This is a genomic window from Staphylococcus sp. IVB6214 (genome assembly GCF_025558585.1).
Lineage (GTDB): Bacteria > Bacillota > Bacilli > Staphylococcales > Staphylococcaceae > Staphylococcus.
This window is the reverse complement of record NZ_CP094723.1, coordinates 639,684-664,095: the sequence shown is the minus strand read 5'-3', so window position 1 is coordinate 664,095 and position 24,412 is coordinate 639,684. Positions and strand designations below refer to the sequence as shown.

General features: G+C 37.2%; 23 protein-coding genes, 2 tRNA genes, 1 pseudogene and 1 riboswitch. Of the genes and pseudogenes, 7 read left to right on the top strand and 19 right to left on the bottom strand.

Going from position 1 to position 24,412, the window contains the following annotated elements; genetic code table 11:
• Positions 1–162: 162 nt before the first annotated feature.
• Entirely contained in the window at positions 163–1,101 is a 939-nt protein-coding gene (locus tag MUA51_RS03210; protein ID WP_262560432.1) for a 1,4-dihydroxy-2-naphthoate polyprenyltransferase, read from the top strand.
• 58 nt (positions 1,102–1,159) lie between these two features.
• Here the strand turns inward: MUA51_RS03210 and MUA51_RS03205 are convergent, their stop codons facing one another.
• From MUA51_RS03205 to MUA51_RS03195, 3 genes are read right to left on the bottom strand one after another with little or no spacing between them, the layout of a single operon-like run.
• Positions 1,160–1,927, bottom strand: coding sequence for an ABC transporter permease (locus MUA51_RS03205; RefSeq protein ID WP_262560431.1), 768 nt, complete (start codon positions 1,925–1,927; stop codon positions 1,160–1,162).
• Complete coding sequence (locus MUA51_RS03200; RefSeq protein WP_262560430.1) at positions 1,924–2,574, bottom strand: ABC transporter ATP-binding protein; 651 nt, start codon at positions 2,572–2,574, stop codon at positions 1,924–1,926. Before MUA51_RS03200 ends, MUA51_RS03205 begins: the two co-directional genes overlap by 4 nt.
• Positions 2,561–3,142 carry a GNAT family N-acetyltransferase gene (locus MUA51_RS03195; RefSeq protein ID WP_262560429.1) on the bottom strand — a complete coding sequence of 194 codons (582 nt, stop codon included), beginning with the start codon at positions 3,140–3,142 and terminating at the stop codon, positions 2,561–2,563. The genes MUA51_RS03200 and MUA51_RS03195 overlap by 14 nt, the downstream gene beginning before the upstream one ends.
• A 154-nt stretch (positions 3,143–3,296) precedes the next feature.
• Between MUA51_RS03195 and MUA51_RS03190 the strand changes: the two genes are divergently transcribed.
• Positions 3,297–3,707 (top strand): YolD-like family protein, encoded by a 411-nt coding sequence (locus MUA51_RS03190; protein ID WP_262560428.1) that lies wholly within the window; start codon positions 3,297–3,299, stop codon positions 3,705–3,707.
• Between the two features lie 98 nt (positions 3,708–3,805).
• Here the strand turns inward: MUA51_RS03190 and MUA51_RS03185 are convergent, their stop codons facing one another.
• Positions 3,806–4,408, bottom strand: a complete 603-nt coding sequence (locus tag MUA51_RS03185; protein WP_262560427.1) for a CPBP family glutamic-type intramembrane protease — start codon at positions 4,406–4,408, stop codon at positions 3,806–3,808.
• A gap of 6 nt (positions 4,409–4,414) precedes the next feature.
• Positions 4,415–4,600 (bottom strand): YkvS family protein, encoded by a 186-nt coding sequence (locus MUA51_RS03180; RefSeq protein WP_095116015.1) that lies wholly within the window; start codon positions 4,598–4,600, stop codon positions 4,415–4,417.
• Between the two features lie 190 nt (positions 4,601–4,790).
• Here MUA51_RS03180 and lplA point away from each other — a divergent pair, with 190 nt between their 5' ends.
• On the top strand, positions 4,791–5,783 hold the full coding sequence (gene lplA / locus MUA51_RS03175; protein WP_262560426.1) for a lipoate--protein ligase: 993 nt from the start codon (positions 4,791–4,793) through the stop codon (positions 5,781–5,783).
• A gap of 71 nt (positions 5,784–5,854) precedes the next feature.
• On the opposite strand, the gene MUA51_RS03170 is transcribed toward lplA, so the two are convergent.
• Positions 5,855–6,073: an IDEAL domain-containing protein gene (locus MUA51_RS03170; protein ID WP_262560425.1), complete on the bottom strand. Its 219-nt coding sequence runs from the start codon at positions 6,071–6,073 to the stop codon at positions 5,855–5,857.
• A gap of 220 nt (positions 6,074–6,293) precedes the next feature.
• Here MUA51_RS03170 and MUA51_RS03165 point away from each other — a divergent pair, with 220 nt between their 5' ends.
• A complete protein-coding gene (locus tag MUA51_RS03165; RefSeq protein WP_262560424.1) occupies positions 6,294–6,938 on the top strand; it encodes a competence protein ComK in 645 nt (214 codons plus the stop codon).
• 268 nt (positions 6,939–7,206) lie between these two features.
• Here MUA51_RS03165 and MUA51_RS03160 read toward each other — a convergent pair.
• Positions 7,207–7,295, bottom strand: a tRNA-Ser gene (locus MUA51_RS03160).
• A gap of 1 nt (position 7,296) precedes the next feature.
• Positions 7,297–7,371: transfer RNA gene (locus tag MUA51_RS03155), tRNA-Asn, on the bottom strand.
• A gap of 262 nt (positions 7,372–7,633) precedes the next feature.
• Between MUA51_RS03155 and MUA51_RS03150 the strand changes: the two genes are divergently transcribed.
• The gene (locus MUA51_RS03150) at positions 7,634–8,656 is read left to right on the top strand and encodes a hypothetical protein (protein ID WP_262560423.1); all 1,023 of its coding nucleotides are present in this window, start codon (positions 7,634–7,636) and stop codon (positions 8,654–8,656) included.
• A 313-nt stretch (positions 8,657–8,969) separates the two neighbouring features.
• Here the strand turns inward: MUA51_RS03150 and MUA51_RS10860 are convergent.
• The 8 genes and pseudogenes from MUA51_RS10860 to MUA51_RS03115 form a co-directional block, all read right to left on the bottom strand.
• A pseudogene (locus MUA51_RS10860) lies at positions 8,970–9,035 on the bottom strand (putative holin-like toxin); the annotation flags it as partial.
• A 273-nt stretch (positions 9,036–9,308) separates the two neighbouring features.
• On the bottom strand, positions 9,309–10,820 hold the full coding sequence (locus tag MUA51_RS03145) for a bifunctional metallophosphatase/5'-nucleotidase (protein ID WP_262560422.1): 1,512 nt from the start codon (positions 10,818–10,820) through the stop codon (positions 9,309–9,311).
• Positions 10,821–10,993: 173 nt separating this feature from the next.
• Positions 10,994–12,352 (bottom strand): TrkH family potassium uptake protein, encoded by a 1,359-nt coding sequence (locus tag MUA51_RS03140; protein WP_262560421.1) that lies wholly within the window; start codon positions 12,350–12,352, stop codon positions 10,994–10,996.
• 19 nt (positions 12,353–12,371) lie between these two features.
• Positions 12,372–14,018 carry a S1C family serine protease gene (locus MUA51_RS03135; protein ID WP_262560420.1) on the bottom strand — a complete coding sequence of 549 codons (1,647 nt, stop codon included), beginning with the start codon at positions 14,016–14,018 and terminating at the stop codon, positions 12,372–12,374.
• Between the two features lie 209 nt (positions 14,019–14,227).
• Positions 14,228–15,016: a TerC family protein gene (locus MUA51_RS03130; protein ID WP_262560419.1), complete on the bottom strand. Its 789-nt coding sequence runs from the start codon at positions 15,014–15,016 to the stop codon at positions 14,228–14,230.
• Between the two features lie 92 nt (positions 15,017–15,108).
• A riboswitch (yybP-ykoY riboswitch) is annotated at positions 15,109–15,213 on the bottom strand.
• A gap of 139 nt (positions 15,214–15,352) precedes the next feature.
• Positions 15,353–16,915: a peptide chain release factor 3 gene (locus MUA51_RS03125; RefSeq protein ID WP_262560418.1), complete on the bottom strand. Its 1,563-nt coding sequence runs from the start codon at positions 16,913–16,915 to the stop codon at positions 15,353–15,355.
• Between the two features lie 18 nt (positions 16,916–16,933).
• Positions 16,934–17,173 (bottom strand): YueH family protein, encoded by a 240-nt coding sequence (locus tag MUA51_RS03120; RefSeq protein ID WP_262560417.1) that lies wholly within the window; start codon positions 17,171–17,173, stop codon positions 16,934–16,936.
• Positions 17,163–18,647: a UDP-N-acetylmuramoyl-L-alanyl-D-glutamate--L-lysine ligase gene (locus MUA51_RS03115; protein ID WP_262560416.1), complete on the bottom strand. Its 1,485-nt coding sequence runs from the start codon at positions 18,645–18,647 to the stop codon at positions 17,163–17,165. The genes MUA51_RS03120 and MUA51_RS03115 overlap by 11 nt, the downstream gene beginning before the upstream one ends.
• A gap of 364 nt (positions 18,648–19,011) precedes the next feature.
• Here MUA51_RS03115 and MUA51_RS03110 point away from each other — a divergent pair, with 364 nt between their 5' ends.
• Complete coding sequence (locus MUA51_RS03110) at positions 19,012–20,187, top strand: diglucosyl diacylglycerol synthase (protein WP_262560415.1); 1,176 nt, start codon at positions 19,012–19,014, stop codon at positions 20,185–20,187.
• On the top strand, positions 20,165–21,355 hold the full coding sequence (ltaA, locus tag MUA51_RS03105) for a lipoteichoic acid biosynthesis MFS flippase LtaA (RefSeq protein ID WP_262560414.1): 1,191 nt from the start codon (positions 20,165–20,167) through the stop codon (positions 21,353–21,355). Before MUA51_RS03110 ends, ltaA begins: the two co-directional genes overlap by 23 nt.
• 30 nt (positions 21,356–21,385) lie before the next feature.
• Here ltaA and MUA51_RS03100 read toward each other — a convergent pair whose 3' ends face one another.
• The 3 genes from MUA51_RS03100 to MUA51_RS03090 all read right to left on the bottom strand — a co-directional run bounded on the left by MUA51_RS03100 (position 21,386) and on the right by MUA51_RS03090 (position 24,350).
• On the bottom strand, positions 21,386–21,895 hold the full coding sequence (locus MUA51_RS03100; protein ID WP_262560413.1) for a 2'-5' RNA ligase family protein: 510 nt from the start codon (positions 21,893–21,895) through the stop codon (positions 21,386–21,388).
• 50 nt (positions 21,896–21,945) lie between these two features.
• Positions 21,946–22,683, bottom strand: a complete 738-nt coding sequence (locus tag MUA51_RS03095; protein ID WP_262560412.1) for an alpha/beta hydrolase-fold protein — start codon at positions 22,681–22,683, stop codon at positions 21,946–21,948.
• An 86-nt stretch (positions 22,684–22,769) separates the two neighbouring features.
• On the bottom strand, positions 22,770–24,350 hold the full coding sequence (locus tag MUA51_RS03090) for an alanine/glycine:cation symporter family protein (RefSeq protein ID WP_262560411.1): 1,581 nt from the start codon (positions 24,348–24,350) through the stop codon (positions 22,770–22,772).
• Positions 24,351–24,412 lie beyond the last annotated feature (62 nt).

Genomic DNA, 24,412 nt, shown 5'->3' with positions numbered 1-24,412 from the left:
TCGTCATAATCATCTAATTTTTTTCATCATTTTATTTTAACATTTTTATGACGTGTTGTGTGCTTAAGAACTTGAAACATTAAAGTTTGCATTGATTTAAAATGTAATCTTTTCTATACTAATTCTGTATCATAAATACTAATAATCGAGGTTTTAATCTATATGGGCACGCAATTTAAGCAACATTCATCTTTACACAAATATTGGTTATTAATGCGTCCACATACGCTAACAGCATCTGTTGTTCCTGTACTAGTCGGAACAGCTACTGCTAAGCTGTTTATGTTGGGAAGTGAGGATCATCTCTCGCTCTTACGCTTAATCGCTATGTTATTGGCTTGTCTACTCATTCAAGCTGCAACGAATATGTTCAATGAGTACTATGATTATCAAAAGGGACTAGATGATCATGAATCAGTCGGTATTGGGGGTGCTATCGTACGTCACGGTATGTCATCGCAATCCGTCTTCAACTTGGCAATCGCGTTTTACGTTATCGCTGCTTTGCTCGGGCTGCTATTAGCCGCTCAAACATCATTCTGGTTAATTCCGGTAGGTCTGCTTTGTATGGCTGTTGGCTACCTTTATACAGGCGGTCCTTTTCCGATTTCATGGACACCTTTAGGCGAGTTATTTTCAGGTGTTTTTATGGGTATGTTTATTATTTTAATCACCTTCTTTATCCAAACGGGTAACGTCCAAGGCTATGTTGTATGGATCAGTATTCCAATCGTCATTACAATCGGACTCATCAATATGGCAAATAATATTCGTGATAGAGTAAAAGACCAACAAAGTGGCAGACGTACTTTGCCTATCCTTTTAGGCAAACAAGGTTCACTATACTTTTTAGCGGCTTGTTACGTATTTGCTTATTTATTTGTTATTTTTACAGTATTCTTCAAAGACGGCGGCTCACTTTTCTATTTATTAGTGCTTTTGAGCTTCCCAATGCCAGTCAAAGTATATCGTCGTTTCAGTAAAAATGATACGCCACAGACAATGATGCCAGCGATGGCGGCTGCAGGTAAGACCAATACATTCTTCGGACTACTATATGCACTTGGTATTTATATTAGTGCATTACTCGGTGGTGTTTAATACTCAAGATGTCAAAGAGACACATCCTATTCTCATCATAATAGGATGTGCCTCTTTTTTATGTGACTTTATTCATTTGTATCAATTGATGACGATGATTGAAAAATTGGCGATAACTCAAATATGTACTCACAAATGCAGAGATAATCGTTGCTGTTGTATGGATGAATACAACCATCAATTGAAACTTTATCGCTTCTAACGGTGGCACACCTGCAATAATTAATCCAGTCATCATTCCGGGAATGGACACTAACCCATAAGTTTTAACTGAATCAATCGTTGGAACAATTGCTACTTTGATACTTTCACGAATAGCATCTTTAGCTGCAAGAATTGGTTCTGCACCCAATGACAACTTCGCTTCAATAGCTGCCGTCTCTTTTGTAAAAATACGATCCAAGTTTTGATAACTTAAATTAATTGCAATCATTCCATTACTTCCAACCATTCCTGCAATAGGAATCAATTCATTCGGTTTCATACTAATTGCACCCGTCAATAACACGCCTCCTAAAGAGATGAGTGCCCCCGACATAATCGCAGTAAATGAAATCCAGAAAACATGCTTCATAATAGATGATGCGCGTTTAATCGTATTCGCTGCTGCATTAATCATAATGACAAGAATCAATCCCAATACAATCCAAGTTGTTTCCAGTTTGAATACGAACTCTAACATATAGCCAATAATGACAAGCTGGATTACAGCACGGACGGCTGCAATGATTAAATCTTTCGCAATAAACAATCGTTCTTTATAAGAAATTGTAATAGGTACTAACAATAATAGCGCTGTTAAGACAAGCGAAGTCGTACTCATCATGTGAGCGCCACCTCCTTATGTAATACCCCGTTTTTTATTACAACCTGTCTATCAAAATGGCGATGGCTTTGTTCATCATCATGTGTAATCCACAGAACAGTTGTCCCTTTTGCAACATAATCAAAGATAAGTTGTTCAACACGAATACTATTTTGATGATCCAATGCACTTGTTGCTTCATCTAGTAATAAAACATCAGGTTGATACATGAGCTGTCGTGCGATAGTGATACGCTGCTTTTCACCACCGGACATTCGCTGCACACGATCTGACAATTGATAATGACCCAATCCTACTGCTTCCAAAAGTTCCTGTGCACGCTGCTTATCGAAATGCTCTTTTCGCACAATGGATGGGAAACTCAAATTATCAGCAATTGTCTCACCAAATAATGCAATACTTTGTGATAAATAACTCACTCGAGTCCTTAATACTTCTGGTGTATACGTGTCATAGGGCTGATGATTAAAATACAATGTTCCTTTCGTCGGACTAATCAAGTCAGCAATGAGTCGTAATAACGTACTTTTCCCACTACCAGACGGTCCAGTAACAGCAATAGCTTCTCCTTTTTGCACTGACATCGATAAGTCTTGAATGATTGGCTGTTTATCAAATTCATAACTTATATTTTTAAGTTCTAACATTCAACGATGCCTCGCTTACATATGTCATATAGTAATAATGATGATGATAAAGTTTCTTTTCAGACTTTACTTCAAATCCTAGTTTTTTATAAAGAGAAAATGCTCCTTTATTATCATGGTCACAATTTAAGCTCCATATTGTCCCTGGTTCACTTTGCACCAAATATTTGAGAAGCTTACTAGCAACACCACGTCCACGAAATTGTGGAAATGTCGCTACTGACTCTATATACGTGTCCGTCACATCCGCTTCCATAACCGGTAAAGGCGTTGTCGTTGATAACGGGAGTTTTTGCGCAGCTTCAAGTGTTTCCCAAGCAGCTTCATATGCCTGTTCATGGCGACCAGGATATGCAATAATCATGCCGGCCACTTCATCTTCTATTTCATAAACATACACATGGCTAAAATGATTGCGATAGTGTGCTTTTACTGTACTCTCTTCAATCGCTGCAATCACTTGCGGTTCTGAGTAACGTGTTACAATTTCTAACTCCATATCTTTCCAAATCATATATGTTAACTTTGCAATAGCATGTCGGTCTTTTACTTCTGCCGATCGAATCATTTGTATACACTCCGTTTCTAAATAACAATACGTCTTTATTGTAGCCTAATTCCCTCCATTTTTTAAATAATTGTTTCAACATAAAGCGAATATACGTTCTTTCACTTCACAAAATAGGAACATGCGTTCTATAATGGTGATTGAGGTGACAGCTATGAAAGATAAAACTCTACCCCAACATTATCAATATGAGACAGACTATCGTAAAATACCGAGAGAATATTTGAATACGAACATTCCTAAAGGACGTGGTATCGTAAAATGGGTGCCTTTTGCTACCTTAACCGAACAATTCGAATGCTTAAAAAAAATTGAACAATCACAGCACAAACAGCCACAACCTATTCTCAGTGAGGACCAGCTATATGAATTGAATTACATGTTACACCTTAAGTTATCTACTCATACATCTGGTGTCTTTCAGTACTGGTCAGAGGGTGCCATACATACAATCGAAGGATCTATTCTAAGTATTCATTCACAAAATCAAACTTTGACAATTACGGGCACACAGACCCATCAACCCGTGACACTCCATTTCAATCAACTCTGTCACATTGAATGAAATGGAGAGATAAAAATACGGATTTTTGAACACCTGACTCGGGTTCAAAAATCCGTATTTATAAATTAAGATAAAGTAAATGGTTGGCATATGCCCCATTAACCATGAAATATTAATAAAATAACAACCGCTACAATTTGCGCAACTGTAGTTGTTGCAATACGTCTTGTGTAAGTATAACTCACACCTAATACGAGTTGACATACAAAAATAAAGGCAACAATCCACCAACGATCTAAGTATATAAAGAATGTACTAGACACAATGGCACAGATTAAAATACTGATCCATGCATGATGGAATCTTCGGTCCAACTCTTTATGAAGAATTGAGCGCAAATACAGTTCGTGACATGGCATGACGAATAGCAAAGTCACCAACATTTGCCATTTAAAGTACACGCCTGTACGCGACAACTGTTTGATCAACGATAAATACGTTAAATCTTTCGTCATGAGAGAGAATACGACTTGGATGAGTACGAGTATCACACCTGTTACTAAGCCTATTGCAATCGACGTAAGAAGTCTTTTTGAAGTAATATCACGCTGATAGAACACATAACTAATACCCGCAATTAGCATGATGCCTGTATACAATTGCCAGTAGACGTTATGTTGTCCCCACATAATCATTAATATGATGTGAAAAGCAATAAAACTTGAAATAAACCATAGTAGCGGCTTGTTAATTGTTTTCATAATACCTTATCCTTTTTGCTCTACAATTTTATAACGTTTGTGATTGATGACTGTTTTTTCAGGTAAGTCTAGTGTCGCAAAGTTATCCATAATTGTTAAATCAACAATGACAGAGTTATCATTGATCTTTTCGACTTTACCTTTCAGACCATCATGAAATTCTACAATGTCGCCTACTTCTGCTATTGTCATCACATTCGCCCCCTTAGAAATTAACTAGACTATATTGTACTAAAGTTTACATCTTAAATAAACTATTTCCGTCATTTTTTATGATTTAGCCATAATATTACAACATCAAAGTTCAATTATTGGAAAAAAGTTGGAAAATGGTGCATAACTATATTTAAGGGCATAATGGGAGTAAAGGAGAGGTAAAACGATGAAATTTATCAGCAACAATAACAATACAGATCCCACGCTGAATCTTGCTATGGAAGAATACGTACTGAAAAATGTACCGATGGATAATGATGAAAGTTATTTTTTATTCTATATAAACAGACCATCTATCATTGTCGGAAAAAACCAAAATACCATTGAAGAAGTCCATCAATCTTATATTGATGAAAATAATATTGATGTTGTACGTCGCATATCTGGAGGCGGTGCTGTATACCATGACTTCGGCAACTTAAACTTCAGCTTTATCACAAAAGATGACGGCCAAAGCTTCCATAACTTTAAAAAATTCACACAACCCATTGTTGATGCATTGAATAAAATGGGCGTTCAAGCAGAAATGACAGGTCGCAACGACATCCAAGTCGGACAAGCAAAAATTTCTGGTAACGCAATGGTAAAAGTGAAAGACCGTATGTTTAGTCACGGAACATTGATGTTAAACAGCGAACTAGATGAAGTACAAAATGCATTAAAAGTAAATCCTGCGAAAATACAATCAAAAGGTGTCAAATCTGTACGTAAACGTGTCGCAAATATCGTCGAATTTTTAGATGAACCTATTGATATTGATACATTTAAAGAAATTATCTTAAAACAACTATTTGGTGACTCGGACGTTGAAACATATCCATTAAGTGATGAAGATTGGAAAAACATCGAGCAGTTAGCAAATGAAAAATATCGTACGTGGGATTGGAATTACGGTAAAAATCCAAAGTATAACTTTGAACGTGAACATAAATTTGAAAAAGGCTTTGTTCAAATTAAGTTAGATGTGAAAAAAGGCCGAATTGAGCATGCTAAAATTTTCGGTGACTTCTTTGGAGAAGGAAATATTGAAGAATTAGAACGCGCACTTGAAGGCGTTACACACCAAAAGCCAGCAATTCATGAAGCTTTAAGAGATTATGATATCCATCATTATTTCGGTGCGATTCCAAAAGATGAATTGATTGATTTAATGGTATAAAAATAACAGGACGATTCATCAATAACGTGGTGAATGGTCCTGTTTATTTTTTCATGGAATGACTCGAGGAATTAGACAATGTTTTGCGCCTCCAACTCATTATATTCATTAGTATACATCATAAAATCTGCTTCATTTTTATTTAATAAAGCCTTGTCAATCAACTGCTCTAATTCTGCCTTTCTGTGATGTCTAAGTGCCGCCTCAATAACGAGTTCTGCACCTAATCTGTTAACTGCTTGCATCGGGTTGACGAGTATTTGTTCCTTTACATCAATTTTATGTTTCATGATGACTCCTCCTCAAATTGTTGTTTTGTTTTTGATAATACACAGTATACCGAAAGCAAATTCAAAATGCAATAAGTTTTCTGAATTTTTTCAAGTTTAGAAACAATAAAAATAAAATATTCTTATTTAAAATTTTCTGACTCCTTTGTTGACAAACCGCCCTTACGTTTTATAATTAATTTTATAAAGAAAGAGCAATAATTTGAAAGGATGATACCTTATGAATCAACAAAATCAAATAAGTCATGTCATTGATCCAAACGTTATGGTCATCAAACCGATTAGTGGATCGGACGGAATGTTCACACGAACTGAACTTCTATATAGCAATGGCAAGCGAAAAACTAAAAACATGCGCCCACTACGTTTAATAGAATTGGCATGTCGCTATCGTTACAATACTTATTCACATATCAAAGCTGAAGTTAAAACACTGACCGGTATTTCAAGCAAGCCCCCTTTCTTTCTTCCAGAAGCCAAGACTGTTACTTTTTTCTCCACACACTCTGACCGAGTTCAACAAAGCTGTTGGTTTAATGTCGAGTATGTTCGTCGAATTGAACACTACAAAACGGGTAAATCAAAAGTTTATCTGCATGGCGGTCATACACTTATCGTGAATGTCTCTCAATACACCCTACTTCATCAATATCAAAATGGCATACATCTTGCTTATATTCTGTTACGTCAAGAGATTGAAGCAGGTGAACTTGTTAAAAGATACACTGAAACACAACGAGAAGAATTAATAAATATTGTGAGTGAATTTGTTAAGACACTTAAAGACATACGTCTCGCTCTCAATGCTGAACAACGTTATTACCCTCAAAAGATTGCAGAAGATCCCCCTTTTAAAAGCTATTAGTCATCAACTACACTTTTTCAACATCATTCAAATTCCCTACAAAACTTCTTTTTTCTATTTTTCTAAACATTATTTTTTATAGGCGCATCATGTCTCCAGTTTATTTTAATTTAGTATTTTAAACGATAGAGACATATGCGCCTTTTTAGCATTTAAAAAGTGAGACAGCACATAATACCATCCCACCACAAAAGATTAAGACTCTATAAAGTTGTCTCTATTTCACTGAATACAAAAAAGCACTATCATACGATAGTGCTTTTTTTAACGGAAACGGAGGGATTTGAACCCTCGCGCCGCTCTCGCGACCTACACCCTTAGCAGGGGCGCCTCTTCAGCCAACTTGAGTACGTTTCCATGGCTCCACAGGTAGGACTCGAACCTACGACCGATCGGTTAACAGCCGATAGCTCTACCACTGAGCTACTGTGGATTAATATGAACTTTTCTTAACACAAATATTATTATAACAATATCATGATAGAAATCAAGGGATAAATAAAAAAAGTTAGCAGAACATTTACACCTTGAAGGTAGATGTTCTGTTAACGTAACTGATTTGTGTGTGATGTGGCTTATTTTCATTATACAAAATGACTTTAATCAAAAAATTTTTAGTACAAAATACTATTTACGAAATTTTTACAGATATATATACTAAGTATATGACTATATTAATAAAGGAGCGAATTATTTTGAGAAGTAAATGTATTAAACGAGCAAGTATTGTAGCAGGTATGGTTGCAACAACTCTTTTATTCACAGCGTGTAGTAATAATGATAATTCGGCTGAAAAGACAGAACAAGCTGACCAAACACAGCATGCGATGACAAAGCAAGAATTCAAAGAACTTCCATATAGTGAGTTTTACAAAATGGAAGATCTCTCTGAACAAAGCTTGGAGAACTATGAGAAAGGAAATAGTGTTCATTTAAAAGATAAAGATAAAGTCATAAAGGCACTTGAATCAGCCAATCATAGTGGATCACACAAATTCACAAAAACCTACGATGATAAAAATGATAAATACTTACCACAATACACTAACGAGCAAGATCCTGATGATGAAAACATCAAAAGACATTATGCATTCAATGTAGAAAACATCAAAATTGGCGAAACATATAAGAACCCCAATTTAGAAATTAGCGTCAAATCTGCTAAAAAATATTCTGCGGAAGATATTGAGAAAAAAGCAGTTAATGGTTTAGAGTATCAAGTAGAGACCTTTGACTCTGATGGTATAAAGAGCGTTGGCATAACCAAAACTGATAGAAATGGTCAAAAATTATCTTTAGGAAACTATCGAACTGGCGTCTCACCAGAAGGTAAAAAACTTGATGATGGTATTCTTAAATTAACCATACACTATAAAAATAATTCCTCTATATCTAAACAAGCGCCTTTCAGTAAAGATTTAGAATCAATTATTCGAAAGAAGCCAACTACTGATAGTGGTTACAGCTCAGATATGAACATTTTAGATATAAACAACGTTAAAAAAGATGGCAAAAAAATATCAGAAAGCTATGAGACGAATCCATTAGGCGTGTTAGAAACAAAGCCAGGAGAAACAATTGAATTCGATGCGTATGTAAGCGTATTAGATATACATGATGGTTTACTTTATGTGTTTGAGTGGAAATATGAAGATCCATTAAATTGGGATTGGATTGCCGCACCGCCTTTTAAAGGTGCAATCGATTTGGATAAATAATTGAACAACGAGCAATTTTATTTTAATTGAAAACTTAATATTTTTAGATGCTTTCATTTTTATTCTTTAATAGTCGATTCTCCAAATAAATAACCATGCAATATCTGTCAACAGAACGGATATCACATGGTTATTCCTTTTTATTGTATTTCTAATTACATTTTAAAATAAAACCGCAACCTATTAAGATGATGGTTAAGACTGATGATATAAATTCAAAATATGAAGTGGGACATGCATCAACATGCCCGATAAGACCGTTAAAAAGACAGTGACTTTTTGTTCTACCTACTCTGCCAAAAGTTGTGAATGGTTATTTTTTGTCGTCTAATTTAACAATTTCAATGACTAAACCGATGAACGTAACGATAAAAGTACAAAAAGCTTCTCTGTTCTACATTTATTCCTATACAGGTCTAAAATCGTTTAATCAATATAATCCACCTTTTCTTCATAAAAAAACCACACCTATGTAGATGTGGCCCAAAATACGCTCTTTCAATAAGACGACTCAAGGATATTTTCAAACTACTTGATAAAGACAAAATAGATGCTCAGTGCAATAATACTCCATGCAACCAAACCTTTTACTGCTTCTTTACGTGTAGCTTTTCTTACTGTAACAGTTACATTCATCTTCAATTACACCTTCTTATTCGTATCCTATAATAGATACATTATTTTCTTCTACTAACAAAGATTTATCTTGACGCAATATTTCATTAATAAGTTCTGGCATTGTCATCATTGCACTCTGATGAATGGTAACATCCTTCAACTGTTTGCGATAGTGGCGATAACAATAATCAGTCATTGTCACACGATATGAATGAGATTCGTTCAAGCCAAATGCCACTACTCTTTGATATTTTGGTTGTGACATGTCAATTGTATAGTCAAAACCAGTCCAAAATTGATAAAGTGTTGGATCTTGTTTTGCGTCTATGGTCACTTGTTTTTGATTAACAATCAACTTTGCTGCTGAATACTCGATCATTTTTTTAATATCTGCTCCTGATAAAGCAATATCTAATGGTTTATCAGGATGTGGATACGTGTGGTAAATATCTTGATGTGCCACGATACCTTCTAGTTGTGCAGATGTTGGTAACGGCACATGAACACATGTGATGTCATTAGGAATGGCATACTGGATTGCATCACTCAACAACTGTATGAAGGGATGGCGCTCTTGTAACAATACGGAAAATGATGGATAGGAAAATTGAAAGTTTTTCGATTCAATTGCTTCATTACTCCATTTTCGAATGGCTTTGCGATCATAATGTGTGATTTTCAACAGTTCCTGACTTTCTTCATATGCTTCTAACTCTACCACTTTAGGTGTAATTGCTAGGAGTTCGTTCGTGTTACGGCGCTTACGAAACTTAACGTCTATATGGATAAGTTGATCTGAATTCTGTACAGCTTGCACAAAGGCTGTTCGACCTTCATCATCTGACATCGTTTCAAACTGATGTCCAGTAATCATTAAATCAACCATTCCCGCTTCTTTCACAATTGCTTGTGCTTGGTTCTCAACGTCTCCTTCAACTGCATATCGTTCTCTTGTACAGTCTCCATGATACAACACAATTAACAAGTCTGGTTCCGCCACTTCATGAATATAGCGAATCCATCGTTTGGATGCTGTAACTGCATGTTCCACTGCAATATCCTGTTCCATCTCAATATTCTCATGACGTACCATCTTATCAGATGTAAGACCTACGACTGCCACTCGAACCCCCTCAAATGTCTTTACCAGATAAGGTGTTGAAAAGTATGGCTCTTTCGTCATCGCATACGTTATATTTGCAGACAGCCAAGGGAAACGTGATAATGCAACAGATCGGTTCAAAAAATCTAATCCGAATTTAAAGTCATTTGCACTGATACCACTTGCATCATAGTTCAATGCATTCATCAATTTAATCATTGAGTGGCGTTTGTATGGCGCAACAATTGCATAGTAAAAAGAAACAATACTTCCAGCTAAGCTCCCACCATTGTCTAATAACAGTACATTTGGATTATGCGCACGCACATCGTTAATATATGTACCTGCTCTATAAATATAGGCACCTTCTTCGCCTTCTAGTATACGACTGTGCATATCAGATGTAGCTAATATTTGAATTCGTACTTCATCATTTTGACGCATTACGCAACACGCACCTTTTATTAATATCTTATCATCCATTTCATGATTGCTTTCATTTTACCATAAGCATTTCAACTGAACATATATGGATTGCAAAAAGAGTCGTACCCTTGTTGACTAAGCACTATCGCTTCGTGTAACAATTGCACAACTCTCTCTGTGTCTGTTTATCGTTATCCAATTTGTATGTGTTCTTTCGGATAATGGTATTTCGTTACTTCTCGATTACCACTAATCATAATGATAAATGAAATCAAACCAACACGACCGACAAACATCAATATCATTAATACAACTTTAGAGATATTGCCCAGTTCGGAAGTAATGCCTGTTGACAACCCACATGTTCCAAAGGCTGACATGATTTCAAAATAAATTTGAATAAACTGAATGTGCCCAGCTTCATTCAACATGATTGTGAATATCCCAACAGTCGTGAAGAACACTGCAAGAATAAACACAGCAAACGATCGGTGAATATCTTGTACATGTATTTCTCTATTAAAGACTTTAATCGCAGAGCGTTCAGCATTCGGCTTATAGTTCAAAATAAACAATACCAAGATCGCAAATGTTGTCGTACGAATCCCCCCACCGACTGAACTTGGTGAGGAACCGATAAACATCAAACCACCCATTAACAAGTTCGTAGCATCAGAGAACTGTGCGACATCCACCGTTTGCAAGCCTGCACTTCTCGTTGTAACGGACTGGAATAGCGCATAAAAGAACGTTTTGTGCCACGATTCTCCTTTGAATACTCCATTTGTTTCGATTAACAAGATACCAAGTGTTCCTAAGATAAGAATACCGAGATATGTCACTGTTGTTACTTTCGTAAAGAGTGAAAATCGGAAGTTAGGAATTCTATTTTTAATATAAGCTTTAATCTCTAATAAAACTGGGAAGCCAATAGACCCTAAAATAATGAGAAACATAACGATTGTTTGAACGAAATAATCATTGGCATAAGGGATAAGTGAGTCTCCCGTGATATCTAAACCACCATTGGTCGTTGCAGAGATGGAGACAAAGAGACCTTGCAAGATGGCTTCTTGTATATTGTTCAAATCCCGATAGAAATAAAATGTCAGTAGCAGTGCACCAACAAATTCAATCACCAAAATTGCTCGGATAATATCAAAAATTAATCGAACTGTCCCACTCATTGAGTCTTTGTTGTTATCTAACATAATCAACTGACGCTCACGGATACCGATATGTTTCCCTAGAACTACCCATAGTAAAGTACCAATCGCCATCACACCAATACCACCTGTATTCAATATGAATAATATGACGATGTACCCAAATGCTGAATATGTTTCAGAGATATTAACTGGCGTCAAACCTGTCACACTCACCCCCGATACAGCGACAAATAACGTATCGATGGGTGCGACGTGAACGCCTGGTTTGTGGACACCTGGCAAGTTCAATAATAAGAATGCCACAACAATTGCAAAAAGATAGTACATTACAATCCCCTGTTGTGGACTGGATTTTTTGAACAATTGGTTAATAATTGACATTGTCATTCACTCCAACGTTTTACAGATCAAATGAGATTTGCTTATCTTCACCATCACGTATTACTTTTAATTTTACTGGTTTATCTTTAACAACATGTTGATACAACTTCTGACGATAAACAAGTCTATCTTTCGTTGGTTTACCATCCAATGCGACAATCACATCTCCTGTTTTCAAGCCAGATTGACGGGCTGGACTATCTTTGGCAATGTCTTGTACAACAGCGCCTTCTTTTACTTTGTCGTCAATTTGATATGATGCGCGTTCTCCTTGTGAAAGGGTTGAGACATCTTTTAAGCTGATTTTTGAATTTGGATAATCTATTTTACCATCTTTTTCGAGTTTTTTTGCAATTTTTTCAGCATCATTGATTGGGATGGCGAATGCCATTCCTTCGACATTAGGCATTGAAATTTTTAATGAAGCAATTCCGATTAACTTTCCATCTTGGTCAATCACAGCACCACCTGAATCACCCGGATTTACTGGTGCATCTACTTGAAATGCATGAACGAGCATGTCATATTCATTATCTTTGTCAATATCAATTGGAACATTACGATCTAAACCTGAAACAATCCCTTGACCTACTGTATTTCTAAAGTCCATACCTAAAGGGTTCCCAACGACAAGCACAGATTCACCTAATACAAGCTTCTCTGCATTTCCTCTCTTAAATGGTTTGAGTTGTTTTTCATCCACCTTAGATGCTTTTACAGTCATCAAGGCGATATCTGACCATTTATCTTTACCAATCACAGTCCCTGTTACGGTCTTGTCATCACCATATGTCAAAGTATGATCTTTTTTATCTCCAACAACATGTGCATTCGTTAAAATATAAAGTAAGCCGTCTACTTTTTTGCAGACGACACCTGAGCCACTTTCATTTTGGACTTGTGCTTGTTGTTCTGCATCTTGGACTGTTTCCGGTGTTGCTTCTTGATTATTTTCAACAGCTACAACAGACTTAGTGGCATCATTAGCATATTTCATGGCTCCAACAAGTTGTTTATGTGATGCTGATTGCGATTCTTCCATCGCACCTGTCGATTGATTGCCATTGCTGTTCACAATGTTGAAAATAGAAAATAATAAAATTAAAATGAGCAGTGCACCTAGAACGACTAAGATTTTTGCCCATTCACGTGAAATAAATTGAATCACCTTCTCAAGCCACCCCTCCTTTTCACTAGATACACGTTGTGGTGTTTTCGAATCTGTTGATGTTGTCTCATCTACTGTTGTGTCTTTTGTATCTTTTTCCTGTTGTTCTTGTTTTTCACGTTGAATATCGTTTGCTTGTTGCTTATACAAGTCTTGTTGAATACGCAACTGTTCATTAGACGGTTGTTCTTCTTCAACTTGTTGTTGATTTGAATCAACATTGACTGATTCCGCAGACTTACTTGTTGGGTTCACTTTATAAATCTTTTTACTCGTCTTTTTCTCCTCATGTGTCAGCTTTTCAATACGGGCTTTCCGCAAGTTATCTTTCACACGTTCTTCATTATTTTTGGCTTGCGCTTTTTCTTTCTCAGCTTTTAATGCATCTGCCTTTTGTTGTTCTTTAATTCTTGCTTCACGCTCTTCATTATGGAAAAATTCACGACGTTTTCGCCTATAAGATCGTCGCGGGATCACCTGTTTTTTTTCTTGATCCATTGCGCGCCCTCCTTTAATACCTTTGTTACTATTATGCCACATACACCTTCAAAATTCCGTAATATTTCCTTATCTCTCATAAAAACTTAACATAAAAAGGCACGATATTGAATTATTTTTTTAATCTAATCACAAAGATTTAAGAAATACACTTTTAACCTAAAAAAACACACGCATCTATTTAGGATACGTGTGTTAAAATCACATACTTAATTTTCTTTTTTGTTCTTCACAACTGATGTGAACCAGCCTAAAACAACAAGTCCAATCATAACAACCCAGAAAATGATTTGCCATGTTGCTGAGTGTGGGAAGTCATGTGGGATAAGTGCGATATCTTCGTGTGCTAATACAAGAATCACTAACTTGATACCGACCCAACCAACAATGGCAAAAGCTGCTCCTTCTAATCCTGGATATTTATTCAAGAATTCAACAAAGAATGTCGCAGCGAAACGCATTAAGATAACACCGATTAAGCCACCAGTCAGCATCACACCAAACTGTCCGGCATCCATACCGCCGAAATGAATACCGATCTCAGGCAATGTCACTGCGATTGCAAGTGCCGCAAGCATTGAGTCAATTGCAAATGCAATATCCGCAAATTCAACTTTTGCTACTGTGCCCCAGAATTCTTTTGGACTAACTTCTTTGTCAAAATTAAAGGCGTCATCACTGATATCGTCACCCGAATGATCGGCACCTTTTTTACTAAAGAATTGGTATAGGTTCTTGGCTGACATGAATAATAGATATGCTGCTCCTAGCGCTTGGATCCACCAGAAATTTGCTAAAATACTGATGAGGAACAGTGCCAAAAAACGAAATACAAAGGCACCTAATAAACCATAAAACAGTGCTTTTTTACGTTGTTTCGGTGGTAAATGTCTTACCATAACCGCCATTACGATGGCGTTATCCGCTGCGAGTAAACCTTCTAAGAAGACTAACACGAGGACAACCCATCCATAAGATAAAATTAAACTTGGATCCATCAAAGATCCCTCCTCTTTTTCATCGACATTATGATGTCACTTTTTACAAAATTAAAGAGACCTATGCTAAATAAATAGCAAAGGTCTCACTTAGCATGTGCCATGCCCACTTTACCGGAAGTCCATACTTCGTAATGACGATAAAGTGCTATTAACGTATATCTACGTTAACCAAGTTACTCCCCTCTGACATAAGCTGTCATAGGTATTCAATTTATGCTTTAGTAGTATAACAGACTTACTCAACAAATCCTAGTTAAAAGTTTTGCACAAGAGATTGAGACTCAAGCTTTGAGATAGGTTTCTCAGAACACAAATGAATGATGACTTAGCTCATTACAATAAGCTATACAATTTAATGTTTGGGAATTTCTCCTCGAACCAACGTGTCGCAAAGTCATTTTCAAATAAGAAGACTTTATGATCATAGCGGTCTCTTACAAGAATGGAACGGCTTGAGTTCATTTTATCTTCCACGTCTTCTTCATTTTCGATCCAACGTGCGATTTTCTTGCCAACTGGTTCCATAATGACATCAACGTTGTATTCATTATTCATGCGATGCTCAAACACTTCAAATTGTAACTGTCCAACAGCACCAAGAATAATTTGATTCGTGTGCAGCGATTGATAATATTGAATTGCTCCTTCTTGTACGAGCTGTTCAATTCCTTTATGGAAGTGCTTCTGCTTCATCACGTTCTTCGGTGATACTTTCATAAAAATCTCCGGTGTGAACTGTGGCAGTGATTTGAAATGGAACTTCTGGTTGCCACCTACAAGCGTATCTCCGATTTGGAAGTTACCCGTATCATATAACCCAATAATATCTCCAGCAACCGCATGGTTCACTGTTTCTTTGTCATCCGCCATAAAACTTGTAGATCGGGTAATTTTAGATTTCTTACCTGTTCGCTGTAACTTCACGTCCATACCACGTTCAAATGCACCACTTACGATACGCATAAATGCAATACGATCACGGTGTTTTGGGTCCATATTCGCTTGAATTTTGAAAATAAACCCAGAAAATTGTTCGTCGAATGGCGTCACTTCCATATCTTCTTCTGTTTGACGTGAATGTGGCATAGGTGCATGGTCTACATATGCGTTCAAGAAGTTCTGGACACCAAAGTTTGCAAGGGCTGACCCGAAGAATACGGGTGTTAAGTCACCATTTTTTAACGCTTCTTCATCGAATGATTCACCCGCTTCATCAACAAGCATTAATTCTTCAATCGCTTGTGTAAAGGCACTATCATCTGCAATCTCATGTGACTCTTCCAATTCATAATCTTCATTGATGTGTAAAATATTTTCTTCGTCACGGAATGGTTCAATTGTACGCTCATGGCGATCAATAATACCGAAGAAGTTTTGACCCATACCAACCGGCCAATTCATCGGATATGTTTCGATTCCTAATGTTGTTTCAATCTCGTCCAATAATTCAAAAGGTTCTTTACCGACACGGTCTAATTTGTTAATAAACGTAAAGATTGGAATCCCACGCATTTTACAAACTTTGAATAGTTTCAATGTTTGTGGCTCAATCCCTTTTGCACAGTCAATCACCATCACTGCACTGTCGACCGCCATTAAAGTACGGTATGTGTCTTCCGAAAAATCTTCATGCCCCGGTGTATCCAAAATATTAATTTTGTAATCATCATAATCAAACTGCATGACAGAACTCGTTACAGAAATCCCACGTTCTTGTTCCACCTTCATCCAGTCACTTGTCGCAAACTTACCTGTCTTTTTCCCTTTAACTGTTCCCGCTTCACGAATCGCACCACTAAAAAATAGTAGTTTCTCTGTTAAAGTTGTTTTCCCAGCATCGGGATGCGATATAATCGCAAAGGTTTTACGCGCTGATACTTCATCTTTGATACTCATCTCAAAACTCCTTCTAATCTATGTTTCTTGTATCCATTGCGTCATGCGTAACGCTAATATTTCTGCTTCATCTTCATCAAGTACATTGAATAAGTGCATCATGAGGTGCTCTGTCAGCGCTTCGCCAAATAACGTATCATCAATCATCATAGACCAATGTAAGTCTGGCACTGCAACGACAAAATAATCTTCCTTTTTGTTCTCATAAATAAACACTTTCGCTGAATATCCTTCACTGTGACTTTCTCTAATCTTCATCTGGACGACCTCCAAACTTATCATAGGCCGCTTCTAAACCAATCAAATCATCACGATGTGGTACCTTCACATGGCCAGCCATAATTTGGAAAGGTTCGCGCCCTTTGGATGCCAAGACAACCGTATCGCCCGGTTCTGCCATTTCAATAGCGTGTTGGATACCTTCTGCACGATCTGTAAATTCTACATAGTTATCATGGGTCATTCCCTTTGCCAACTCAGCCGTCAGCATTTTAGGATCATCGTTTGCTGGGTTGTCAGGCGTTAAAATGACATAGTCTGCACGTGAAGCAACACGACCCATTTCTGGCGTTTTCGTCAAATCACGTTCTCCCGCCATACCAATCAAAAAGATTAACTTCTGTTTCACGAATGGTTGTACTGCGTCGATTAGCTTTGTCATGCCATCTGCGGTATGTGCATAATCAATGATTAAATCAATTGGTAATGATGGGTCAAGTACCTCTAGTCGCCCTTCAACAGGCTCTAGCGTTTCAACAACTTGTGTCACTCGCTCTAAACTTTCGCCACTTGCCCATACACCGAGCATCGCGGCCATAAGGTTTGCGATATTGAATTCACCAACATAAGGTGATTTAACAACATACGTCCCAAAAGGCGTAACAAAGTCAAAAGTAACACCTTGTAACGTTGCCTTAATATTTTTCGCCATAAATTGTGCATCTTGTTCAATTCCATATGTAAATATTTCATATGGTGTGACCGACTGTAAATACTCAGAAAAGGCATCATCATTGTTCACAATCGCATATTTAGCTTGTGACACATCTTGACCTAACTGGCTAAATAACAACGATTTCGCATGACCATATGCTTCCATTGTCCCATGAAAGTCTAAATGATCTTGTGTTAAATTTGAAAATATCGCAACATCAAAAGTAACACCACTCAACCGCCCTAAGCTCAATCCATGCGATGAAACTTCTAATGTCATCGCAGTTGCATCTGCTTGCACCGCTTCATGTAGTTTTTTAGTAAGGGATACCGTCTCTGGTGTCGTATTTTGCCCTTTTGTGACATGCTCATTTATTTGAAAGCCGTTTGTCCCTAAATAAGCACTGCCTTTATTCAGTTTGCGGAATATATGATGAATCATCGTAGCGATTGATGTTTTACCATTTGTTCCCGTCACGCCGATTGTTGTCATCTTTTTACTTGGGAAGTCATACAAGCGATGAGCAAGATGACTTGCCACTCGCAATGTATCAGTCACAATCACTTGTGTTACATCACCTGTTAATTCCAGTTCACGACTCACAACAATCACTTTACAACCTTGTGCTACAACATTTTGTGCAAAGCGATGACTATCCACTGTATAGCCTTTAGACGCTACAAAGATACTTCCTTCTCTAGCCGTGCGAGAATCTGTTGTGATATCATCTATTTCTCTATCTAATGTTCCAACTACTTGTTTCATTAATATATGTTGAAAAAGTTCTTGCGCATTCACACATATCTCTCCTTTTTTATACACTCATTCATTATACACGTTTCACCATAAAATTATATAAGTTGTACATCATTTTTTCATCTGACATTATTTCTCTATGTTGTATCCGTTGCGTCAATATATTAAGATAATAGAATACATTATAACGTATACGTGTCTAATTGAAATTGACGTTTTCTTTTCACAATTTTTTGGGGATACTGTAAACTATGGTTAAATGACGAGATGTTAAAGGATTTTACCCTATCTTACATCGATATAACTTATATACATGAGATTTCGATTGCGCTAGGCAGTCATTTATATTGATGCACCTATGCTCAAGCGATCCCTTGGCATCTCAATAATATTGGAGGCTACTCATATGAGTACTCAGAAGAAAAAAATATTAATACTGACTGGTTCCTTTGGTAATGGTCATATCCAAGTCACAAATAGTATTGTATCGCATTTAAATAAGATGCAACTGGATGATCTAACGGTTATCGAGCATGACTTATTTTTAGAAGCACATCCTGTGATTACAACTATTTGTAAACAATGGTATATTAATAGTTTTAAATATTTTCGTCGCATGTATCAAGCATTCTATTACAGTCGTCCAGATGAAATAGACAAATGCTTCTATAAATACTATGGACTGAACAAACTATTAAATCTACTTTTGAAGGAAAAACCTGATTTAATCTTATTAACTTTTCCTACGCCTGTTATGTCGGTATTAACACAACAATTTAATATGAATATACCGATTGCGACAGTAATTACAGATTACCGTATGCATAAAAACTGGATTACACCAAATTCATCACGCTATTATGTCGCAACTGATGATTTAAAAGCTGAATTAACAGATATTGGTATCCCGAATGATCACACCAAGGTGACTGGAATCCCAGTGTCTGCACAATTTGAAGCACCTATTGATCATATACAGTGGTGCCATCAACACCATTTGGATCCAGCTGCACCTACCATTCTAATGTCGGCCGGTGCTTTCGGTGTGTCAAAAGGTTTCCAAACAATGATAGAACGGATTTTAGCCGATACACCACACGCACAGGTTGTGATGATATGTGGACGTAATAAAGACTTAAAACGACAACTCTCAACTGCGTTCAAAAACAATAAAAACGTCTTCATTCTAGGCTATACCAAAGAAATGAATGAATGGATGGCTGTCAGTCAACTTATGATTACGAAGCCGGGTGGCATTACGATTTCGGAAGGATTAGCGCGTCGAACGCCGATGATCTTCTTAAATCCTGCCCCCGGTCAAGAGCTGGAAAATGCACATTATTTCGAGTCAAAAGGTTTTGGCAGAATAGCCGATACACCTGATGATGCGATTGATATCGTGACACATTTATTACAACATCCTGATGCATTAAATCAAATGGTGCAACACATGACTGATGCACGTATTGAGAATGCGACACAAAAACTTTGTAACGACTTACTTCATTTACTTTATGATTCGACTGCATATCAAAATGTTTATGGAAGGGTTCCTTTATATGCAAGATTACTCGTTAAATAATAAAGACTACACGAAAAACTTTTCTTTATTAATTATCATATTATTTCTTATGGAGTTTGCACGTGGCATGTACGTGCTCAGTTATTTACCTTTGTTACCAACAGCGACTTCTATTGCTGTTGGTATTACTTCTGCGGCCATTTCTGTGCACTTTATTGCCGATGCAGTTTCTAACTTCTTTATTGGATTCATTTTAAAACGATGGGGACCACGCATTGTACTCACATTAGGGTTTGTCTTAGCATTGTTCAGTTTAATACTCGTTATCTTTATGCCTACTTCTCCTATCGTACTCATCGTAAGTGCGCTTATGTTAGGGATTGCAGTATGTCCAATATGGGTCATTATGTTGGCAAATGTCGATGAGAGAACACGTGGAAAACAGATGGGCTATGTATATTTTGCGTGGCTAGCTGGACTGCTTGTCGGGATGATTGGAATGAACCTTATCTTCAAAAGTCATCCGATTACGTTCAATTTCTTGATGCCACTTATTGTTGCAGTAGCATTTGTACTCTACTTTTTTGTAAAAGTCCGACTCACTGACTATCACACGAAAAATGTACGAGAACAATTCAAACAAATTGTGGATGTATCTCGACGTCATATCATTCTGTTCCCCGGAATTTTATTGCAAGGGATTGCGATTAGTGCATTGATTCCAGTTTTACCGCAATATGCGATTGATATCGTTGGCGTGACGACTGTTGAATACACAGCTGCGATAATTATTGGGGGAATTGGTTGTACGATATCAATGCTCGGACTTTCTAAGCTCATTGACCACTTCGCACACCGCTTTATGTACAGTATGATTTTCGTCGGTTTTCTTTGTTATGGTATTGCAATGATTTCATTCACAATGATTACAAATATTTTTATCGTTTGGGGAATCGCACTGCTTGTCGGACTCATTTATGGTCTACTTCTCCCGTCATGGAATACATTCATGGCTGGCTTTATTCATCCTTCTGAGCAAGAAGAAACATGGGGTGTGATAAACAGTATTCAAGGTTTTGGTGCAATGGCTGGCCCGATTATTGGTGGCCCACTGTCACAATTTTTTGGAAGTCCCATTTATACATTTTACTTTTCAGCAAGTCTTATCTTCTTTTTAACTTGTTTTTATGGCTTTTACTTTTTAAAACAATTACGTCGTACCACATAAAAAACGCCCAGTGAACTGGGCGTTTTTTTATTAAGCTAATGGATACGTTTCGATGACTTGCCATTTATCAGCTGCTTCATCAAATTGTAATAATGATAATTGATCGATTGTTTCTTTGTGATCAACACCTGCTAGACGAACTTGTCCATAGATATCTTCAAACTCTTGACTTGTCAAACCTTGTGCAATTGTGAAGTGTGGTACAAATGGATGCTCTGCTTCGCCGTAGAATGCTTCCCCATCGAAGCGCTTGAATAAGTCATCTAATGCTTCTGTTTTTTCTACTTTGAAATAAATCACATTCGTTGTAGGTGCAAAATTAGAAGCTTTTGTCGCATGAATTTCAACAGGTTGTGTGCCTTCTATACGTGTTTTGATATCTGCTTTCACCGCTTCTAGTTCTGCATCATCCACTTCAAAATGACTTTTAATCGTGATATGAGGCTGAATTTTAATATATTGTTTATCGTAACGCTTACGATAAGCATTGACCTCATCTTGAAAACTTTTTGATGGAATTAACGCTAATCCTAAAATCATGGAAATTCCTCCTTTGTTTATGTTTGTTTCCATTATAGCAAAATTTTAAGTTATTGGTTACTCAAAAAGTATTTTAACATGTCAGGGAGTACAGTTTTCCATGTTTTCCAATTATGTCCCCCATCTAATTCTTTATAAAAATACTGTGCTTCAGAATTTTCAATACGTGTGCTTAACGTCCGATTCGGTGTCAAAAAGTCAGCACGTTTTCCATTTGTTGGCAATTGAAAGTCAATCTCTTCTTTACCAATTACATGCCAAACATTGAGTAATTCTTTAAACTGACAGCGCTCGAATAATTGTAGCACGACTTCGTCACTGTGTGGACTCAGCATCCCTACTTGATTGACGACACGTGGAAATGAAAGTGCACTTAACAATGCAATACTACCTGCCAAGCTGTCTCCGAGAAGACAACGTCCTTCTGGCTGACCATCTGTCGAAAATGTTTGCTCAATCCATGGAATGATCTCTTGTACCGTTGCTTGGACGGTTGCTGCTGCTTTATCACCTTGTGGATGAAACTCTATACGACGATTGTCGACATTTTCATAGTGAAAACCAACAAATATTGCACGTGAGACTTCATTTCGTTGTCTTAATCTTTCATACACACGATGAATTTGACCAAACTGTAAAAAATCTCTACCATCAAAACAAAAAATAATCTTAGCACGTTCCTGTTCTGAATAATCTTCTGGTAAATAAATAGACAACGTGATGTCACGTGCCAAATATTGACTCGTAAACTGCGTCTTGTTAACGACGCCCACTTGAAATTCTGACATAAAAAGCGCCTCCCCTTACAAATTACTTCAATTGTAACAGGAGACGCCCATGATATACAGTTAAGTTATATTTTCAATGCATACGATTATTTTTTCGGCAATTCTATACCTTCTTCACGCAAACGTTTTGGGTAGTCCTCTAACCAGAATGTTGCATTTGGTACATCTTTTGGATTTGGTTGATAGATTGCTGTTTTTGCCGTACCATGTTGTTTTTTATGTGCCTCAAAATCTTTCAATGAGTGCATTGCCGGCTTGATTAATAACCAAATTGCGATAATGTTAAGCCATGCCATCATACCTACACCGAGATCACCCATCGCCCATGCTACATCCGCTGTTTTGATTGCACCATATCCTGTTGCACCAATTAAAACAACACGAATGACATTACGCCATAACTTGTTTTGATTTTTTGCCAAACGATTGGTAATAAAACTTACATTCGTTTCGGCAATATAATAGTATGCCAGTATTGTAGTAAAAGCGAAGAAGAACAATGCGATTGCAATGAAGTATGAACCGAACCCTGAGAACATAGGATCAAAATGATAATGAGATCCTTGAAGGGCTTTATCGATACCTGCCTGCGCGTACATGGCAGTTCCTGAGTAGTCCTTGCTACCGTCTGCACTTTGAACATATACACCTGCATCATGTATCAGACGTGGTGAACCATCTGACGTCGTTGTTCCATCTGTTGTATTGTATGTACCCGAAATTAAAATAATTAACGCTGTTGCTGTACAAACGAATAGTGTATCGACATACACTGAAAATGCTTGTACGAGTCCTTGTTTTGCAGGGTGAGATACTTCCGCTGCAGCTGCTGCATGTGGCCCTGTTCCTTGACCAGCTTCGTTTGAATATAAACCACGTTTTACACCAATTTCAATCATTGCACCGATGATACCACCAAATGCGGCTTCCATACCGAATGCTGATTTGAAGATAAGTGCGAACAATGCTGGTACTTGTTGAATATTTAATACGATAATGATGACAGCCATCAAAATATAAATAATTGCCATGAAAGGTACAACTGCTGTTGCAACCGTGGCAATCCACTTAACACCACCAAAAATGATGAGTGCCAATATAATAATTAATACCACTGCGATAACCCAAGTTGGAATACCAAAAGCATTGTGCATTGAACTTGCAATTGCGTTTGATTGTACACCTGGCAGTAAGAGTCCTACTGAAACGATTGTCACAAGTGCGAATAGCAACCCGTATACCTTACCGAACTTCCCTTGAATCCCTTGTTCAATGTAGTAAGCAGGTCCCCCGCGATACTCGCCTTCTTCTTCTCGCTTGAATATTTGACCAAGTGCTGACTCAACATATGCTGTACCTGCACCTAAAAATGCGGTAATCCACATCCAGAATACTGCACCAGGGCCCCCGATGAATATCGCTGTTGAAACCCCAACGATATTACCTGTTCCGACACGACCCGCCAACGATAAGGCAATGGCTTGGAAACTTGAAATTCCGGTCGGTGACTTCTCCCCCTGGAACATTAACCGAATCATTTCTTTAAAATGTCGTAATTGCAAAAACCGTGTCATTAAGCTAAACGAAATACCTGTAAATAACAATCCGAATACAAGTGGTTTACTCCAAACAATTGTATTCAGCCATCCCACAATTGTCTCTACCATACACATACCCCCGTTTATTTTCACTCTATCCAATTTTCTGATAAATCTGACACAAGTATACC

Bases quoted from the DNA above. Each gene is read 5' to 3' on its own strand.
- MUA51_RS03145 (WP_262560422.1), bottom strand. From the start codon at position 10,820: ATGCGTCAAAATGATGAAGTACGAATTCAAATATTAGCTACATCTGAT.
- MUA51_RS03185 (WP_262560427.1), bottom strand. From the start codon at position 4,408: ATGAAAACAATTAACAAGCCGCTACTATGGTTTATTTCAAGTTTTATT.
- MUA51_RS03195 (WP_262560429.1), bottom strand. From the start codon at position 3,142: ATGATTCGATCGGCAGAAGTAAAAGACCGACATGCTATTGCAAAGTTA.
- lplA (WP_262560426.1), top strand. From the start codon at position 4,791: ATGAAATTTATCAGCAACAATAACAATACAGATCCCACGCTGAATCTT.
- MUA51_RS03125 (WP_262560418.1), bottom strand. From the start codon at position 16,915: ATGAGTATCAAAGATGAAGTATCAGCGCGTAAAACCTTTGCGATTATA.
- MUA51_RS03210 (WP_262560432.1), top strand. From the start codon at position 163: ATGGGCACGCAATTTAAGCAACATTCATCTTTACACAAATATTGGTTA.
- MUA51_RS03095 (WP_262560412.1), bottom strand. From the start codon at position 22,683: ATGTCAGAATTTCAAGTGGGCGTCGTTAACAAGACGCAGTTTACGAGT.
- MUA51_RS03165 (WP_262560424.1), top strand. From the start codon at position 6,294: ATGAATCAACAAAATCAAATAAGTCATGTCATTGATCCAAACGTTATG.
- MUA51_RS03100 (WP_262560413.1), bottom strand. From the start codon at position 21,895: ATGATTTTAGGATTAGCGTTAATTCCATCAAAAAGTTTTCAAGATGAG.
- MUA51_RS03205 (WP_262560431.1), bottom strand. From the start codon at position 1,927: ATGATGAGTACGACTTCGCTTGTCTTAACAGCGCTATTATTGTTAGTA.
- MUA51_RS03170 (WP_262560425.1), bottom strand. From the start codon at position 6,073: ATGAAACATAAAATTGATGTAAAGGAACAAATACTCGTCAACCCGATG.
- MUA51_RS03200 (WP_262560430.1), bottom strand. From the start codon at position 2,574: ATGTTAGAACTTAAAAATATAAGTTATGAATTTGATAAACAGCCAATC.
- MUA51_RS03130 (WP_262560419.1), bottom strand. From the start codon at position 15,016: ATGGATCCAAGTTTAATTTTATCTTATGGATGGGTTGTCCTCGTGTTA.
- MUA51_RS03180 (WP_095116015.1), bottom strand. From the start codon at position 4,600: ATGACAATAGCAGAAGTAGGCGACATTGTAGAATTTCATGATGGTCTG.
- MUA51_RS03110 (WP_262560415.1), top strand. From the start codon at position 19,012: ATGAGTACTCAGAAGAAAAAAATATTAATACTGACTGGTTCCTTTGGT.
- MUA51_RS03090 (WP_262560411.1), bottom strand. From the start codon at position 24,350: ATGGTAGAGACAATTGTGGGATGGCTGAATACAATTGTTTGGAGTAAA.
- MUA51_RS03140 (WP_262560421.1), bottom strand. From the start codon at position 12,352: ATGTCAATTATTAACCAATTGTTCAAAAAATCCAGTCCACAACAGGGG.
- MUA51_RS03120 (WP_262560417.1), bottom strand. From the start codon at position 17,173: ATGAAGATTAGAGAAAGTCACAGTGAAGGATATTCAGCGAAAGTGTTT.
- ltaA (WP_262560414.1), top strand. From the start codon at position 20,165: ATGCAAGATTACTCGTTAAATAATAAAGACTACACGAAAAACTTTTCT.
- MUA51_RS03135 (WP_262560420.1), bottom strand. From the start codon at position 14,018: ATGGATCAAGAAAAAAAACAGGTGATCCCGCGACGATCTTATAGGCGA.
- MUA51_RS03190 (WP_262560428.1), top strand. From the start codon at position 3,297: ATGAAAGATAAAACTCTACCCCAACATTATCAATATGAGACAGACTAT.